This is a genomic window from Acinetobacter sp. Lyrl_1 (assembly GCF_051948795.1).
Lineage (GTDB): Bacteria > Pseudomonadota > Gammaproteobacteria > Pseudomonadales > Moraxellaceae > Acinetobacter > Acinetobacter towneri.
This window is the reverse complement of the sequence record NZ_JAYJLK010000049.1, coordinates 1-16,221: the sequence shown is the minus strand read 5'-3', so window position 1 is coordinate 16,221 and position 16,221 is coordinate 1. Positions and strand designations below refer to the sequence as shown.

The window sequence follows — 16,221 nt, the reverse complement described above, 5'->3', positions numbered from 1 at the left end:
TGAAAGTTAAGAAATTCTGAGAGGTGCAGTATGGGTAAGCGTCTTAAAGACTACACAATCGAAGATCGAAAAGCTCGTCCAATGTGTCCAGCTAAACCTATTGACTTTGGTGATGATGAGACTACCAATCGCATTATGTTAGATGCTGCTAAACGTGTAATTCGTCGGCATAAAAAAGAACTTATTGCGCTTGCTCACAAATGAGTCTAATGCCCTCAACTTTTGTCGTTGCTGTCTATTTTGATATATCTTTATTACGTTATGAGGCAGTCATTTAGAATGACTAAATTTTCTGCCTTATGACTTAATATCAGCCAAAAACTTGCGAAATCTCTCTCACATCGCAAACATAGACGAATAGTCAGATGAAGTTTACAAAACTTACAAGAGAATAGTTGAATAATAATTACAATAATATATTATAAAAACATATATTGTTTTGGGTGTTCAAAATGCATGATTATCTGCTGGCATTAATCGGTGGTGGATTGCTTGGTCTTGCAGTCGTGGGCTATTTATATGTTCATGGTCGTATTGCAGGCATTAGTGGTTTACTGGCTCAAGTATTAAATCCGCAAACGCTGTTCAAAACGCCTGCATTGTGGTTTGTGTTAGGTATTTTCATTGTGCCTTTTTTCTATGGCATCGTGGCTCAACCTAAAGTTGAATTGAATGCAAGCCCATTGATGATGATTGTGGCGGGATTGTTGGTTGGTTTCGGTACTCGTTTGGGTTCGGGTTGTACCAGTGGACATGGTATTTGTGGCATGAGTCGTTTATCTAAGCGCTCCATTGCAGCAACAGCTACCTTTATGTTAGCTGGCTTTATTACCGTTTATGTTATCCGCCATATCACAGGAGCATTCTAAATGAAAAATTTCTTAGCCTTTGTTTTCGGTGGTATTTTTTCAGCTGGATTGATTCTTTCTGGTATGTCGAATCCTGAAAAAGTTTTAAACTTCCTCGATCTTTTCGGTACATGGGATGCAAGTCTGGCATTTGTTATGATGGGTGCAATTGCGGTTGCCTTTATTCCATTCCAAAGAATTATGCGCCAAGCTGAACCAAAAACCATTTTAAATGAACCAATTGATTTGCCTAAACAAACTCAAATTGACTCTAAACTGATCACAGGTAGTTTTATTTTTGGTATCGGTTGGGGCGTTGCAGGAATTTGTCCAGCGCCAAGTCTAACCTTGATTGGTTTAGGTTATTATCAAGCAATCTATTTCATTGTTGCAATGTTGGTGGGGATTCTCATTCATCGTAAGGTTGCAGGAGCATAAGATGCACGCAGATATTCAGCATTTTTTTGATGAAAATACTAATACATTCAGTTATGTGGTAAGTGATCCTGTAACGCGTCAATGTGCCATTATTGACAGCGTGTTGGATTATGACCCTGCATCTGCGACTACTTCAACAATTCATGCCGATGAAATCATTGCTTACATCCAAAAAAATGAATTAACGGTTGAATGGATTTTAGAAACGCATGTGCATGCCGATCACCTGACAGCTTCTCAATATTTAAAAGAGCAGTTGGGTGGTAAAATTGCCATGAGCCATAAAATTTCGATTGTGCAAGAAACATTTAGTGCTATCTATAACTTGGATATCAAGTATTTCAATTCACATCAATCATTTGATTATCTGTTTGACGATCATGAAACTTTTACGATTGGTGAATTACAAGCCTATAACATCCCTACACCGGGGCATACGCCTGCTTGTTTAAGCTATGTGATCGGTGATGCTGTATTTGTAGGTGATACTTTGTTTATGCCTGATTATGGTACGGCACGTTGTGATTTCCCGAAAGGCAGTGCAGGGCAGTTGTACGATTCTGTGCAAACGCTATACGCATTGCCTGAAGAAACACGAGTGTTCTTATGCCATGATTATCTACCAGAATCACGTGAACAATATGAACATGAAACACTGCTCAAAACTCAAAAAGAGCAGAATATTCATATTCATACAGGGGTAAGCAAAGCTGAATTTATTGAGATGAGAACTCAGCGTGATGCTACTTTAACGATGCCTAAATTGATTCTGCCATCAATTCAAATCAATATGGACGCAGGTAAGTTCCCACAACCTGAGGCCAACGGCATTCGTTATTTGAAGTTGCCTTTGAATTATTTTAAATAAAATTTTAAGAAAAGTTCATCTTGTATGTTATTGCTTAGGTTTATACAAATAGCCTAAGCAATATTATAAGTTTCACCGTAAAAAACACATATAAAATTTGATTTATAAACTCAAAACTCATTAAATAGATCAATCATTTGAATTCAAGTTTAGAGTCTATTTTATGTTGTTAAATTATCAAATCACGCAAAATCAGCCTGAATCTACATTGCCACCTTTGGTTTTTATTCATGGTTTATTTGGTAGTTTGAGTAATTTAGGCATGCTCGCACGTGCATTTCAAGAACAGCGCACCGTAATTCAATTAGATGTGCGCAATCATGGTAAGTCTGCGCATTGTGATGACATGAATTATGCAGCAATGGCACAAGATGTTTTAGAAACGTTGAACAGCTTGAATATCGAACAGTTTTCTGTGGTTGGGCATTCAATGGGCGGTAAAGTTGCAATGACTTTAGCTCCTCTGGCTGCTGGGCGTTTACAGCAATTGGTTTTATTGGATATTTGTCCTTTTGCTTATCCTGAAAATCGTCACGATCAAATTTTTACAGCCTTGTTTGCTGTGCAAGATGCACAAGTTGAAAGTCGCCAAGCGGCAATGGAAATTATGCGTGAGCATCTTCAAGAAGAAATGGTTGTGCAATTTTTGATGAAGTCATTTAGCAAAGGGCAATGGTTATTTAACTTAAATGCGCTACATGAACATTATGCCGAAATTTTTTCATGGCAGACGGTGCATAGTGATGTCAATACTTTGTTTATTCGTGGCGGTAATTCACCTTATATTGAGTTACCTGAGCATTATGCCGCTATTCAAGCACAGTTTCCTCACGCAAAAGTTGAAACAGTCGCTCATGCAGGGCATTGGTTGCATGCCGAAAAAACAGCAGAGGTATTGGCATTCATGACTGAGTTTTTAGATTAATCTTGTCTAGTATTTTGCATCATTCGATGATCTAAAATGATCTCAGTTTTTAAGTCAATTTTAAACCAATACTTCATTTGGAGTATTGTTTTTTTCTTCACACTGATCTGCATAGATGAACGGTTTAGCTTTTATTCTCAACAATAAAAAAGAGCTGATGTTGAATCATCAGCTCTTCATTTTAAACTTAAGCAACCTTAAATTGCTTATGCTTTTTCTTCTTCATTGCCTGCAAGTTGCTTTAGCAAATGCTTTTCAAGATAGTGAATATCCATTGCTTGTTTGCAGAAGTTTTTATCTTGCAGAATTAAGTCTTTGTGCAAAGGAATGTTGGTTTTAATTCCTGTTAAGATGGTTTCATCCAAGGCTTGACGCATACGCGCAATACTGGTTTCACGATCTTTACCATGCACAATCAGTTTAGCAATCATTGAGTCGTAATACGGCGGAATGCTATAACCTTCGTAGATGTGTGAATCTACACGAACACCTGCACCACCTGGGGCATAGAAGTGTTCAATTTTACCTGGTGAAGGTACGAAGGTGGTTGGGTCTTCTGCGTTAATACGACATTCGATTGCGTGACCACGAATTTCAACCTGATCTTGCTCAATGTCTAAACCTAGACCTGCAGCAATACGCAATTGTTGTTCAATGATGTCAATGCCTGTCACCATTTCAGTTACAGGATGCTCAACCTGAACACGTGTATTCATTTCAATGAAGAAGTATTCATCATCTTCAAATAAGAATTCGAAAGTACCTGCACCACGGTATTGCATTAATTTACATGCATTAACACACGCTTCTAAAATATCGGCACGTGCTTGTTCTGGTAAGTTAGGTGCTGGCGCTTCTTCAAGAACTTTTTGGTGACGACGTTGTAAAGAACAGTCGCGGTCATAAAGGTGAATCGCGTGACCATTACCATCAGCCAATACTTGTACTTCTACGTGACGTGGCTTTTGTAAGAAACGTTCCATATAGACCGTGTCATCACCAAACCACATTTCTGCATCACGTTGAGCCGCTTGAACTGATTCAAGCAGGGTGTCTACGCGCTCTACAATACGCATACCACGACCACCACCACCAGCAGCCGCTTTTACAATGAGCGGGAAACCAATTTCTTTGGCTTCAGCTAAAGCATTGTGTGGTGTAACGGCGTGTGCTGAACCCGGTACAGTTGGTACGCCAGCTTTACGCATTGCAGTAATTGCAGAAACTTTGTTACCCATTAAGCGAATATGCTCAGGGCGTGGACCAATGAAAATGAAACCTGAACTTTCTACAATTTCAGCAAATTCGGCATTTTCGGCAAGGAAACCATAACCAGGGTGAATGGCATCTGCACCTGTAATTTCTGCTGCAGTAATAATTGCAGGAATATTCAGGTAACTTTCACTGCTCGCACCCGGACCAATACACACGGCTTCATCACAAAAGCGTAAGTGCATCAGGTCTTTATCGGCATCTGAATAGATACCCACGGTTTTGATCCCTAAAGTTTTGCAAGCTCGGGTGATGCGCAGGGCAATCTCACCACGGTTTGCAATTAAAACTTTTTGCAACATTGTGAATCCCCGAGGTCTTAAGCGCGGTAGCGGAAGAGTGGTTGACCAAATTGAATCACTTCGCCATTTTTAACTAGAATTTCTTCAATCACGCCACTTTGAGTTGCTTCAATTGGGTTCATGATTTTCATTGCTTCGATAATGCCAAGCGTTTCACCAGCAGAAACAGTTTGACCCACTTTAATAAATGGTGCTTCACCTGGGCTTGGTGCTGCATAGAACACGCCAACCATTGGAGAAGTTTCAACAGCACCACGTGGTGAAGATTTAGGTGCAGATGGTACTTCTGCAGAAGGTGCAGGCATTGCAGGAACTGCTGCCGCTACTACTGGACTGCGACGAGTTAATGCAATCGACTGATCGCCTTCTTTAACTTCAATCGCTTGTAAGTCAGATTCAATCATCAAGTCGATGAGTTTCTTGATTTTACGAATATCCATGGACAGTATTCCTAGTTTAAGATTGTGTAGTAGGTTGAATTTTTTCAAGAACAAAGTCGAGTGCTGCGGCATAGCCTTTTGCGCCTAAACCGCAAATCACACCAATGGCTTTGTCTGATAAATATGAATGATGTCTAAACGCCTCACGTGCATGCACATTCGACAAATGGACTTCAAGAAATGGAATAGCGACCCCTAACAAGGCATCACGTACCGCAACAGAGGTATGCGTTAATGCAGCAGGGTTAATAATGATATATTGTGTGCCATCTAACGCGGCTTGATGAATTCGGTCTACAATTGCGCCTTCCCAATTACTTTGGAAAGTATCTATAGAAATTGATGCTTTTTGCGCTTGTGAAATGAGCTGTTGATTTATATCCTCAAGAGTGAGGTAACCATAAACTTCGGGTTCACGCTTTCCTAGCAAATTTAGATTCGGTCCATGAATAACCAAAATGGTCGAACTCATTCCGCTTGCTCCAATAAATAATTGCAATAATACTTTGCAAGATGTCTGCAAAGTTTGCTAATTATGGCATAAAATTCCACATTTTTTTTGTAATTTGTTTAATTTGACGTAGAAAGCGTGTGCCAAAATGAGGCTCTATAATGAAAACTTTGCAGGGAATTCGCAATGTTAAAAAATTACATTTTTAGTTTTTTTTGCTGATTTTTATATTCTAAAACAACTGACCAAATCTATTCATTTGTTTTCTGTAACGACTGATCAAGCGAGTGACTTGAACTGGTTTGATTCGGAATGTCAAAGCCAGAAAACAACCAACATCAATATCGCATTTCTTTATAGCATGATATTTCGTTGCTGTTTATAAAAAATGGCGATTCCATTTTTTCAGTTCATTCAAAGTAGATGACCACACAAACTGCAGTGGATCATCTAATACGTTTTGTGATCATCGTTCAAGTGGTTATGGATTCGATAGAAAGATCATTTCGATAATAAGATATTTTAAAAATTCAACTTTATTTAAATAAAACATGAGCTTAAATGGAATGCTTTGATTGATATATTTATCTATATTTTAGTCTGGAATAGATGCTCCTACGCTGCGTATTATATTTTGAGTGGGGTGCTGTTGGTTTTATGTACACTTTAATTAAGTTGTAGATTGATCACAAGACCAAGCACATGCACGATCTGCACGGATATCTACCTCATTTAAAAATATGACGTGGTATCGAACAAAAAAACGGTGATGAAAGTTTCAGCAATTTTTTTCTAGCCAATGTTCTTCTACTCAATAGCCCGCAGCATCTACATCATAGATAAAATTTTAGAACGCATTGACCTTTTATTTCAAAAATCACCTTAAAAATGGCGTTATCGTAAAGTAGAGCAATATGTTCGGTATTGGCAAAAGTTAAGTGATCTTGTTCTGAATCTTGCTTTATTTGCTGTTAAAGCTCAGAAAAGCTTAATCCGTCTGTTGTTTCTCTGTTGCAGAAGGTGCTGCATCAAAACTGACAATCACTTTTAAACCTTGCGGTTGGTTAGCCTGAAATTGAAGTAGGTAGCCATATTGCTCTAATAATACTTTGACTAGAGTTAGACCTAAGCCATAGCCTTGTTTATGCGCAGATTTACGCCAAAAACGCTGAGTCAGAATGGTAAAATCATCTTCATTCAGGCTTTTGCCTTGGTCTGCAATGATCAATTGCAGGTCTTGCATATAAATTTGAATGTTTGGCGCATCCTCTGCATGCAAATAAGCATTTTGAATCAAGTTTTTCAGTACCATGTGCAACGCAGGCGCTGGAATATTAATGTGTTGTGCTACCAAACTCGCCCAATCAATCTGTAATTTCGCTGATAAATTGGGATATTCCACAGTCAGTTCCGACAAGACTGTTTCTAATACGCTACGCATATCTGCATGGCTATGTGCCGCTTGAATACCTGCTTCAGTTTGACTGAGCAATAACAGTTGTTCCAAAAGTTGTTGATAACGTTGGATGCTGCGTTCTGCGTGTTTTAAATTGTCGATGACTTTGGCTGTATCTTGGGCAGATGCGGTTTGATTCAACATCAATTGGCTCAGTTGCACATGCGTTTTAATAGCCGTTAACGGCGTGCGCAGTTCATGCGCAGCAAATGCACTAAAGTTTTTTTCGTGTTCCAGACTTTTATGTAGGCGTTCAATCAGCATCAATAAGTTATCGACAAAAGGCTGAATTTCTTTAGGAATTTTTTGTGATCTCAGTTCAATTAAATAACGAGAAGCTTCATCTAAAGATTGTTTTTTCTGAATTAAGTGGCGGGTGATGTGATCGAGCGGTAAAAACTCCAGACGGATAATCCACAAAATTAGCAAAATACAAATAATCAAAGTAAGCAGTAAAGGAATCAGTACCGACTGTAAAATTTGTTTAAGTAGGTTTTGCCGTAACTGAATTTTTTCAGCCACCACCACCTGAACTTCACCTTCACGCAGTACATAACTACGCCATTGCAGTCCATTTTCTGTCCATGTGCTGAAACCGACTTGTTGGTTTTTTAAATTTTTCGGTGCGCCTTGAGTGCGTGCAATCACATGCTGTGGTAATGAAACATCGGCACGGAAAATAGAGACTTCACAAGCAATTAAACTATGTAGCAAGGCATTTTCTGATTCGGCATGCAAACTTTCTGTGAGTTGTTCTAGGGGCAGTTGCTGAATCAGGCGGGCGACCATACGGGCTGAGGTAGAAAGTCGTTCATCCAGCGTATTTTGTAAGCGTTGTTCCAAGTCATGGTAGAGCCATGCAAAGACAATCACCCACAGCAAAATAAATGCACAGCTGATGGTCGATACCAAACGCCATTTCAGACTGTAGTTTTTCATGTCAGCAGCTCAGGTTTAAAGATGTAGCCGACACCACGCACCGTTTGAATAAAATCGGGGTGAATTTTATGCCGTAAATGGTAGATATGCACATTTAAGGCATTGCTTTCGATACTGTCTTGAAAGCCATACACTTTATCTATCAGTTCTTCATTTTTTAAGATTTGGTTCGGATGCCGTAAAAAGGTTTCCAATAGGCTATATTCACGGCGTGAAAGCTGAATGTTTTGTGAATGCCAACTGACTTCTTGTGTATCGAGGTTCATGTGTAACTGACCACTTTGCAGTTGGTTCGATGAATAACCACGATGACGGCGGCTTAATGCATATACACGGGCAATCAGTTCATTTAATTCAAAAGGTTTAGTTAGGTAGTCATCTGCTCCTAAGTTGAGCGCCTGTACGCAGTCTTGAGTATGATTCCGCGCGGTTAATACCAATACTGGAATATGAATGGCATCTTTACGCCAGTTTTCGAGTAACTGTAAACCATCTTGGTCAGGCAGACCTAAATCGAGCAGGCACAGATCTACCGCACTATGACGTATGAAGTAATCGGCATCGCGCGCGTTATTCACGTGTTCGACTGAAATACTTAAAAATTCGAGTGCTGCCACAATACTTTGGGCAATATAAGGATCATCTTCCACCAAAACGACGAACATATTTGCTCCTATACCACAGTCAGCCCAATATATGACACATCTCGATCACGCCACAAATTTAGATTAGGCACCTACAATGCTCAAGTTTACAAAGAAAAATCTTTATTAATGTTCTCTTAATCTACACTTACCGATAATACAGTCAGTTTTTTAATTTTTAGTATAAATACATGATTTTTATTCGCGTCATTGCTTATTTTGTGTTGAGTCTGTGTGCGGTGTGGGTCAATGCTGCCAATGAATTTTTAGCGTCCGATCAAGCTTTTAAGTTTCAGGCGACGTCATTGTCTGAACAAACGATTGAACTGAAATGGGATGTCGCACCGCATTACTATTTATATCACGATCAATTCAAAGTCAGTCAGGCTCAAAAGCCGCTTGCTTTTAAATTGCCTGCAGGGCAGGAAAAAGATGATCCGACTTTCGGGCTGACACGTGTGCATTATGGGCAAGTGACAACACAGATTCAGGTGAAGCCTAATCAGCAATATCAAATTACTTGGCAAGGCTGCGCTGAAGATGGTTTGTGTTATCCCGTACAGCGTAAAACGATTCAAACCGATGCCGATGGTTTATTACCACAGCATAATTTAAGTGCGGGCAAAGGTAATTTACTTCAGCAACTCAATCAGAATAATCAGGCTGCTTTAAACACTAACTTAAATGATGCAGATAAGCATCAAGCCAATGGTTCTAGTACACAAAAACAAGTTACGACAACTGCAAATACTGTAACGACAAAAGAACTCAAACTTGAACAGCAAACGCTAGAAAACAAAGCACAGCTTGCTGAAAATGCGGTTGCTGTAACACAAGCTGATCCTAAACTTACCCCTGAACCAGTAGAAAACGTTGATTTAGCAAATTCCTTAGAGATTGAAAATACAGATATGGCGTTGACAGACAATACATTCGCTGCATCAGCCAATTCAAGCAATACGGAAACAGCCAGTAGTACGAGTCTGAATCAGCAATGGAACAATGATCAATTTTTCCTGAATATATTGTCTGGGCAAGGGTTGTTACTGAATGCGTTTATCTTTTTAGGTTTTGGGGTATTACTGGCTTTTTTACCGTGTTCATTGCCGCTGATTCCAATTCTTTCTGGCATTTTGGTGCAGCGCAATACAGGCTATAAAGCGGCAGCAATTGCGATCACCTTTATCGTCAGTATGGCGCTAGTCTATGGCTTGATGGGCGTTGTTGCGTCACACATTGGTTATAGCGTACAGCGTTGGTTCCAAAATCCCGTAGTGATTGCAGTTTTTGCTATGTTGTTTGTGCTCTTTGCTTTAAACCTGTTTGGACTGTATCAGTTGTCATTACCACAAGCAGTGTTACAGCGTTTAGATCGTATTCAGCAATATCAAAAAGGCGGTACTTTATTGGGTGCGGGCGTTATGGGGGTGATTTCTGCACTGATTGTCGGGCCATGTATGAGTGCGCCTTTAGCGGGAGCATTGCTGTACGTCTCACATTTGGATCAAGCAGCATTGGGTGGTTTATATTTGTTCCTGCTCGGTTTAGGTATGGGAATTCCTTTACTTATTGCCAGCGTGTTTGGCGCGAAATATTTGCCAAAGCCAGGTTTGTGGATGGAACGGCTAAAATTTAGCTTTGGTTTTATCATGTTGGCAATGGCTTTGTATTTTGCTCGTCCGCTATTTTCTGTGACTTGGTACTATGTTGCTTTTGCTGTGGTGTTATTTGCCTTCGCTGCATATTTAATTGCAATTTTGCGCCACGTGTTACATCGTCCACAGCGTTTTTCGTTATTGGCTTTGGCGGCAGTAATCGCCAGTAGTGGAATTTGGCATGTCAATCAGAGTATTGCCAGTGTCAATGCGCAGGTACAAGCAGACCAATTACAGCCATGGATCAAAGTACGCACAGAACAAGAGTTGAATGCAGCTTTGGCCGCACATGCTCATCAAAAGATTGTGATTGATGTCTATGCCGATTGGTGTGTGGCGTGTCAGCCGATTGAGCGTGATGTGATTCCTCGTACCGATGTGCAAGATGCTTTAAAGCATGTGGTGCGGATTAAACTCGACTTAACCGAACAGCATCCTTCACAAGATGCCTTATTGAAAAAATGGCAGATTTTAGGGCCGCCAACGTTGTTATTTTTGGCAGATCCACAACGGGAACAACGTGAATTGCGTCTAACAGGTGCTTATAACGCAGCGCAATTGATTCAAAATATTCATCAACTGCAAGAGGCTGCGCCATGATTCAATCCGCAGTCTTGCAGTTAGGCATGTTGATGATTCCATGGCCATTGGTGTTTTTATTGCTAGGACTGATTGTCGTCTTTGCAATGGGTAAATTTTTTCAGCGTCGTTATACATGGAATGCACAGACTTGGACAGGTTATCAGGATGCATTATGGAATGCGCTGTGGATTGGTGCTTTAGTTGGGCGGGCAGTTTTTGTGTTGCAGCATTATGAGCTGTACTTTGCCAACCCGATTGATATTTTAAAAATTCAGGACAAAGGCTTTCATCTGATTGCCGCAGTTATGGCAGGTGTGGCGTGGTTTGTCTGGAAAAATCGCGCTATTCAACGTGTTGTTCTGGCATGGGCAGTTGCGCTCTTTATTACAGTACAAGTTGTAGGTTGGAGTCTTATCCAACCTTTGCAGACGCAGCATGCCTATCCCAATCTAGTATTGCACAACCTAGCGCAACAACCTCAAGATTTAGCTCAATTTTCAGGGCAGCCCACGGTGATTAATCTCTGGGCGACTTGGTGTCCAGTTTGTCATCGTGAAATGCCTGTTATGCAACAAGCACAGCAAGATTTCCCTGAGGTCAATTTTGTATTTGCCAATCAAGGCGAATTTGCAGCAGAGATTCAAGCCTATTTACAGAAACATCGATTTCAGTTTGAACACGTGTTATTAGACCCTGCAGCTCGTTTAGGACAACACTTCAATATGTTCGGTTTGCCAAGTACTTTGTTTTTTAATGCACAAGGAGAATTGGTCGATCATCACATGGGTGAATTGACCAAGCTGATGCTGCAGCATTATCTGAAAAAAATACAAGCGAATCCATAAACGCGCTCTTAACGATTTGAAAGAAAACCCGCCGTGAAGCCAAAATTAAGGACAATCAATATGACATCAAACATCAAAAATAACATGCTGAAACTGGCGATAGGTATGAGTCTTGCCAGTAGTGTGAGTATGCTGCAAGCACAGGACAACCTCAAACAGCACATTGAAAAAGAAGGTTTTAAGTTTGTGCAACAAATTCAAGCACCTGCACAAATGACAGGTTGGGCAGGGCATATTGAACAAAGTCCTGCGACAGTGTTTATTTCCAATGATCAGAAATACTATATTGTAGGCACTTTGTTTGATGCACAAGGCAATAATTTAACCGTCGATGCTTTAGACCGTTATGTGAAAAAGTCGGTACTTGAAGATGTGTGGCAAAGTCTGGAACACGCTACTTGGATTCAGGATGGGCAAACCAGTGCTGAAAAAATTGTCTACGTGTTTTCAGACCCGAATTGTCCGTATTGCCATACCTTTTGGAAGCAGGCACGTCCGTGGGTAGAATCTGGCAAAGTTCAGTTAAGACATATTATTGTGGCGGTGATCCGACCTGAAAGCAAAGGGCAGGCCGCGACTTTATTAATGGCGAAAAACCCACAGCAGACCTTTAATGCGTTCCATCGTCAATACGGACAAAAAAAGCTGATCGAGCAAAAAACTGTGCCTGTACATGTAGAAAAAACCTTAGAACAGAATCAGGCACTGATGGATAAATACGAGTTCTTTGCCACACCTGTTGTGCTTTGGAAAAATAAACAGGGCGAATTACAGTCGGTACAAGGAATGCCAAAATCTATGAAAGATGTGTTTGAGTGATTTTAAAAATTTCCGAGCAAATATCTAACTGAATATTCAAATCTAAAGCGCAAAAAAGCTTGCTCTAATTGCATTGGAGCAAGCTTTTTGATGTAAAAGATTCAGTCTTTTATTTCTGAATACGAATCGCAAATTGAATGACGTGGGATTTGCCCTGATGCAGTTTGCCTTCTGAGCGTTCTACATCGCCCACAAAGAAATGAATCAGATGATCGTGTTTAAAATGGCTTAAAAACTCGATAGGATCGTACAGCATTTCTACTGCACGTGGGCCGCCCGTTTTATATTCTAGCTGACGAGTAGAATACAGCTCACCAACAAATAAACCGCCGTTGACCAAAGTTTCGCGCACGCCATTTAACACTTTTTGCTGTGTTTCAGGGTTAAAGTGACCAAATACGCAAATCACGTTGTCATATTGATTCGCTGGCCAATTCACCTGACTTAAATCTTGCTTTCGTGTATTTAGACTTAAACCACGTTGCTGTGCATAGCCTTGGGCCTTATCTAAAGCAACTTGCGAGTAGTCCCACAAATCTGCTTCAAATGCTTGCCCATTGGCTTGTGCCAAAGCGGCCAAATATAACAAGTTACGACCTTCACCTTCGGCCAAGCCCAAAGTTTTGCCGTGAATAGACAGTTTTTGCGTAATGTCCTGAATGAACGCATTGGCTTGTTCACCATAAATATGGTCATGTTGGCTGTAGCGTTCATCCCATTCATTATGGATATTTAACATAGTTTCGACTCGGTAAATAATTTGATGCTGTTATTCGGCTGTAGATGGAGAAAACTCTTTAAATGCTGCCACGGCGTTTGCGGCATACATGAGTGATGGGCCACCGCCCATATAAACAGCAATACCTAAAATTTCATTCAATTCTTCAAAAGTCATGCCCATTTTGACCAAAGTTCTGACGTGAAAACCGATACAACCATCACAGCGTTGTGCCACACCAATTGCAAGCGCAATAAACTCTTTGGTTTTGGCATCAATTACGCCGTCTTTCATCGCAACTTGTGATAGGGCATTAAAGCTTTTAAGTAAATCGGGAGATTGTTCTTTCATAGATTTGATATTAGACGAAATTTCAGCAGTGAGTTCGGTATATTTCATGTTGTTTCACCATCAAGCAGATTAGAACCTAAAGACAATATACCATACATTTAAATATATTATGTTTATATATATTAATTAGAAGCTTTGCTTAAATTCAGTAAATCTGTATTTATAGCATTATCAATTCACCTAAATCACTTTATAATGTTGTCGCATATTCTGGAGTCGCTATTATACCGTTGCGATGACTTCAAACCTCATTTTTAAGTCTTATTCTCCCTCTTGATTCGGCTTATAAATCAATATTTTATAATTTTGTGTCTGAGTAGGCACATACAATAGGTGCCTGCATGGAAATTAAAGTCAATTATTTAGACAACTTGCGTCTTGAAGCTAAATTTGACGATTTTACCGTCATTGCCGATCAGCCCATCCGTTATAAAGGCGATGGTTCTGCGCCAGGCCCATTTGACTATTTCCTTGCGTCATCTGCATTGTGTGCTGCGTATTTCGTGAAGGTTTATTGCCAATCACGAGATATTCCAACCGATAATATCCGTTTATCTCAAAACAATATTGTCGATCCTGAAAACCGCTATAAGCAGATTTTTAAAATTCAGGTGGAATTGCCTGCAGATATTTCTGAAAAAGACCGTCAGGGGATTTTACGTTCTATTGACCGTTGTACCGTAAAGAAAGTCGTGCAAACAGGCCCTGAGTTTGTGATTGAGCAAGTTGAAAGTATTGATGCCGATGCACAAGCTTTGCTGATGCCGAACTTGACTTCATCTCAAGCGACTTTTATTGCTGGTAAAGATTTACCGCTTGAAGAAACTATTGCCAATATGTCGGGTATTTTGGCAGGTTTGGGCATGAAAATTGAGATTGCCTCATGGCGTAATATCGTACCCAATGTCTGGTCATTACATATTCGTGATGCGCAATCGCCAATGTGTTTTACCAATGGTAAAGGCGCAACCAAAGAAAGTGCATTAGCATCTGCTTTGGGTGAATTCATTGAACGTTTGAACTGTAACTTCTTCTATAACGATCAGTTCTGGGGTGAAGAGATTGCCAATGCCGAATTTGTGCATTATCCAAATGAAAAATGGTTTAAGCCTGGCCCAAATGGTGAATTGCCTAAAGAAATTTTAGATGAATATTGCTTAGAAATTTATGATCCTGAAGATGAGTTGCTGGGCACACATTTATATGACACCAACTCAGGCAATACTGAACGTGGTATTTGTTCATTGCCATTTGTGCGTCAATCCGATGGTGAAACGGTATATTTCCCATCAAATTTAATTGAAAACTTATATTTAAGTAACGGGATGAGTGCAGGTAACACGCTTGCAGAAGCTCAAGTGCAGTGTTTATCTGAAATTTTTGAACGTGCAGTGAAGCGTGAAATTATTCAGGAAGAAATGAGCCTGCCTGATGTACCGCAAGAAGTTTTGGCAAAGTATCCAAGTATTGTGGCAGGTATTCAGGCTTTAGAAGAACAAGGTTTCCCAGTATTGGTGAATGATGCGTCTTTAGGCGGTCAATTCCCTGTCATGTGTGTGACCTTAATGAACCCGCGTACAGGCGGTGTTTTTGCTTCGTTTGGTGCACATCCAAACTTTAAAGTCGCTTTAGAGCGCAGCTTAACTGAACTATTGCAAGGGCGTAGTTTTGAAGGTTTAAATGATTTACCACAGCCGACCTTTAGCACGAATGCGGTAACTGAGCCGAATAACTATGTTGAACACTTTATTGATTCTAGTGGTGTAGTGTCTTGGCGTTTCTTTAGCGCGCAGGCAGACCATGAATTTGTAGAGTGGGATTTCACCAACAATGGTCAATATAGCAATGTCGAAGAAGCTGAGGCTTTATTTGCGATTTTAGAAGAAATGGGCAAAGAATCCTATATGGCGATTTATGAACATTTAGGTGCAACTGCTTGCCGAATTTTAGTCCCTGATTATTCAGAAGTGTATTTGGTAGAAGACCTGATTTGGGATAATACCAATAAAGCTTTGCTGTACCGTGAAGACATTTTAAATCTGCACCGTTTGGATGATGAGCAACTTGAAGCTTTAGTTGAGCGTTTGGAAGAATGTGAGCTAGATGACTATACCGAAATCAAAACCTTAATTGGCATTGAATTTGATGACAATACCGTTTGGGGGCAGCTCACCATCCTCGAATTAAAATTGTTGATTTATTTGGCATTAGAACAGTTTGAAGAAGCGAAAGATTTAGTCGAAGCATTCTTACAATACAACACCAATACCGTAGAACGTGGCTTGTTCTATCAATGTATGAATGTCGTGCTTGAAGTTATTTTAGATGATGAAATGGATATTGCCGATTATGAGGTCAATTTCCGCCGTATGTTTGGCAATGAACGTATGGATGCAGTCATGGGTTCTGTTGAAGGCACAGTACGTTTCTATGGTCTAACCGAAACCAATATGCAGCTTGAAGGTTTAGATCGTCATTTACGTTTAATCGACAGCTACAAAAAACTGCATAAAGCACGTGCCAAGTTTGTTGGGCTGAATAAAGACTAATCTTGCAGAAGTAGAACGCTGTTCTGATTTGAATCACCGTCCAAGAAAAAGACTCGGCTTTAAAAGTCCGAGTCAGGTATTATGGCAACAACATGGTGTTGCATTTCAAATGCTATCTA

General features: G+C 40.1%; 16 protein-coding genes. 9 read left to right on the top strand and 7 right to left on the bottom strand.

The window, feature by feature from the left end; all coding sequences use genetic code 11:
* The first annotated feature begins 30 nt into the window (after positions 1 to 30).
* The 5 genes from VF675_RS12220 (at position 31) to VF675_RS12200 (ending at position 3,079) form a co-directional block, all read left to right on the top strand.
* Positions 31 to 204 carry a hypothetical protein gene (locus VF675_RS12220; protein ID WP_004973856.1) on the top strand — a complete coding sequence of 58 codons (174 nt, stop codon included), beginning with the start codon at positions 31 to 33 and terminating at the stop codon, positions 202 to 204.
* 248 nt (positions 205 to 452) lie between these two features.
* Positions 453 to 869: a YeeE/YedE family protein gene (locus VF675_RS12215; protein WP_004973854.1), complete on the top strand. Its 417-nt coding sequence runs from the start codon at positions 453 to 455 to the stop codon at positions 867 to 869.
* On the top strand, positions 870 to 1,286 hold the full coding sequence (locus VF675_RS12210) for a DUF6691 family protein (RefSeq protein ID WP_004973852.1): 417 nt from the start codon (positions 870 to 872) through the stop codon (positions 1,284 to 1,286).
* Between the two features lies 1 nt (position 1,287).
* Positions 1,288 to 2,154 carry an MBL fold metallo-hydrolase gene (locus tag VF675_RS12205; protein WP_004973849.1) on the top strand — a complete coding sequence of 289 codons (867 nt, stop codon included), beginning with the start codon at positions 1,288 to 1,290 and terminating at the stop codon, positions 2,152 to 2,154.
* Positions 2,155 to 2,317: 163 nt separating this feature from the next.
* Positions 2,318 to 3,079, top strand: coding sequence for an alpha/beta fold hydrolase (locus tag VF675_RS12200; RefSeq protein ID WP_440205290.1), 762 nt, complete (start codon positions 2,318 to 2,320; stop codon positions 3,077 to 3,079).
* Between the two features lie 206 nt (positions 3,080 to 3,285).
* On the opposite strand, the gene accC is transcribed toward VF675_RS12200, so the two are convergent.
* The 5 genes from accC to VF675_RS12175 all read right to left on the bottom strand — a co-directional run bounded on the left by accC (position 3,286) and on the right by VF675_RS12175 (position 8,604).
* Positions 3,286 to 4,653: an acetyl-CoA carboxylase biotin carboxylase subunit gene (gene accC / locus VF675_RS12195; protein WP_004973841.1), complete on the bottom strand. Its 1,368-nt coding sequence runs from the start codon at positions 4,651 to 4,653 to the stop codon at positions 3,286 to 3,288.
* Between the two features lie 17 nt (positions 4,654 to 4,670).
* Positions 4,671 to 5,093 carry an acetyl-CoA carboxylase biotin carboxyl carrier protein gene (gene accB / locus VF675_RS12190; protein WP_004973838.1) on the bottom strand — a complete coding sequence of 141 codons (423 nt, stop codon included), beginning with the start codon at positions 5,091 to 5,093 and terminating at the stop codon, positions 4,671 to 4,673.
* Positions 5,094 to 5,109: 16 nt separating this feature from the next.
* Positions 5,110 to 5,565: a type II 3-dehydroquinate dehydratase gene (gene aroQ, locus VF675_RS12185; protein WP_096902340.1), complete on the bottom strand. Its 456-nt coding sequence runs from the start codon at positions 5,563 to 5,565 to the stop codon at positions 5,110 to 5,112.
* A gap of 967 nt (positions 5,566 to 6,532) precedes the next feature.
* Positions 6,533 to 7,939, bottom strand: coding sequence for a sensor histidine kinase (locus VF675_RS12180; RefSeq protein ID WP_104851943.1), 1,407 nt, complete (start codon positions 7,937 to 7,939; stop codon positions 6,533 to 6,535).
* Entirely contained in the window at positions 7,936 to 8,604 is a 669-nt protein-coding gene (locus VF675_RS12175) for a response regulator transcription factor (RefSeq protein ID WP_104851944.1), read from the bottom strand. Before VF675_RS12175 ends, VF675_RS12180 begins: the two co-directional genes overlap by 4 nt.
* Positions 8,605 to 8,774: 170 nt before the next feature.
* Here VF675_RS12175 and dsbD point away from each other — a divergent pair, with 170 nt between their 5' ends.
* The 3 genes from dsbD to dsbG are packed head-to-tail and all read left to right on the top strand — an operon-like array spanning position 8,775 to position 12,484.
* Complete coding sequence (gene dsbD, locus VF675_RS12170) at positions 8,775 to 10,838, top strand: protein-disulfide reductase DsbD (RefSeq protein ID WP_440205289.1); 2,064 nt, start codon at positions 8,775 to 8,777, stop codon at positions 10,836 to 10,838.
* Positions 10,835 to 11,665 carry a redoxin domain-containing protein gene (locus VF675_RS12165; RefSeq protein ID WP_440205288.1) on the top strand — a complete coding sequence of 277 codons (831 nt, stop codon included), beginning with the start codon at positions 10,835 to 10,837 and terminating at the stop codon, positions 11,663 to 11,665. The genes dsbD and VF675_RS12165 overlap by 4 nt, the downstream gene beginning before the upstream one ends.
* Positions 11,666 to 11,725: 60 nt before the next feature.
* Complete coding sequence (gene dsbG / locus VF675_RS12160) at positions 11,726 to 12,484, top strand: thiol:disulfide interchange protein DsbG (protein WP_004973828.1); 759 nt, start codon at positions 11,726 to 11,728, stop codon at positions 12,482 to 12,484.
* Between the two features lie 109 nt (positions 12,485 to 12,593).
* Here dsbG and VF675_RS12155 read toward each other — a convergent pair whose 3' ends face one another.
* Both VF675_RS12155 and VF675_RS12150 read right to left on the bottom strand, forming a co-directional pair.
* The gene (locus VF675_RS12155) at positions 12,594 to 13,223 is read right to left on the bottom strand and encodes a class I SAM-dependent methyltransferase (protein WP_178319301.1); all 630 of its coding nucleotides are present in this window, start codon (positions 13,221 to 13,223) and stop codon (positions 12,594 to 12,596) included.
* Positions 13,224 to 13,253: 30 nt separating this feature from the next.
* On the bottom strand, positions 13,254 to 13,601 hold the full coding sequence (locus tag VF675_RS12150) for a carboxymuconolactone decarboxylase family protein (protein ID WP_440205287.1): 348 nt from the start codon (positions 13,599 to 13,601) through the stop codon (positions 13,254 to 13,256).
* Between the two features lie 293 nt (positions 13,602 to 13,894).
* Between VF675_RS12150 and VF675_RS12145 the strand changes: the two genes are divergently transcribed.
* Complete coding sequence (locus tag VF675_RS12145) at positions 13,895 to 16,102, top strand: OsmC domain/YcaO domain-containing protein (RefSeq protein WP_440205286.1); 2,208 nt, start codon at positions 13,895 to 13,897, stop codon at positions 16,100 to 16,102.
* The last annotated feature ends 119 nt before the right edge of the window (positions 16,103 to 16,221 follow it).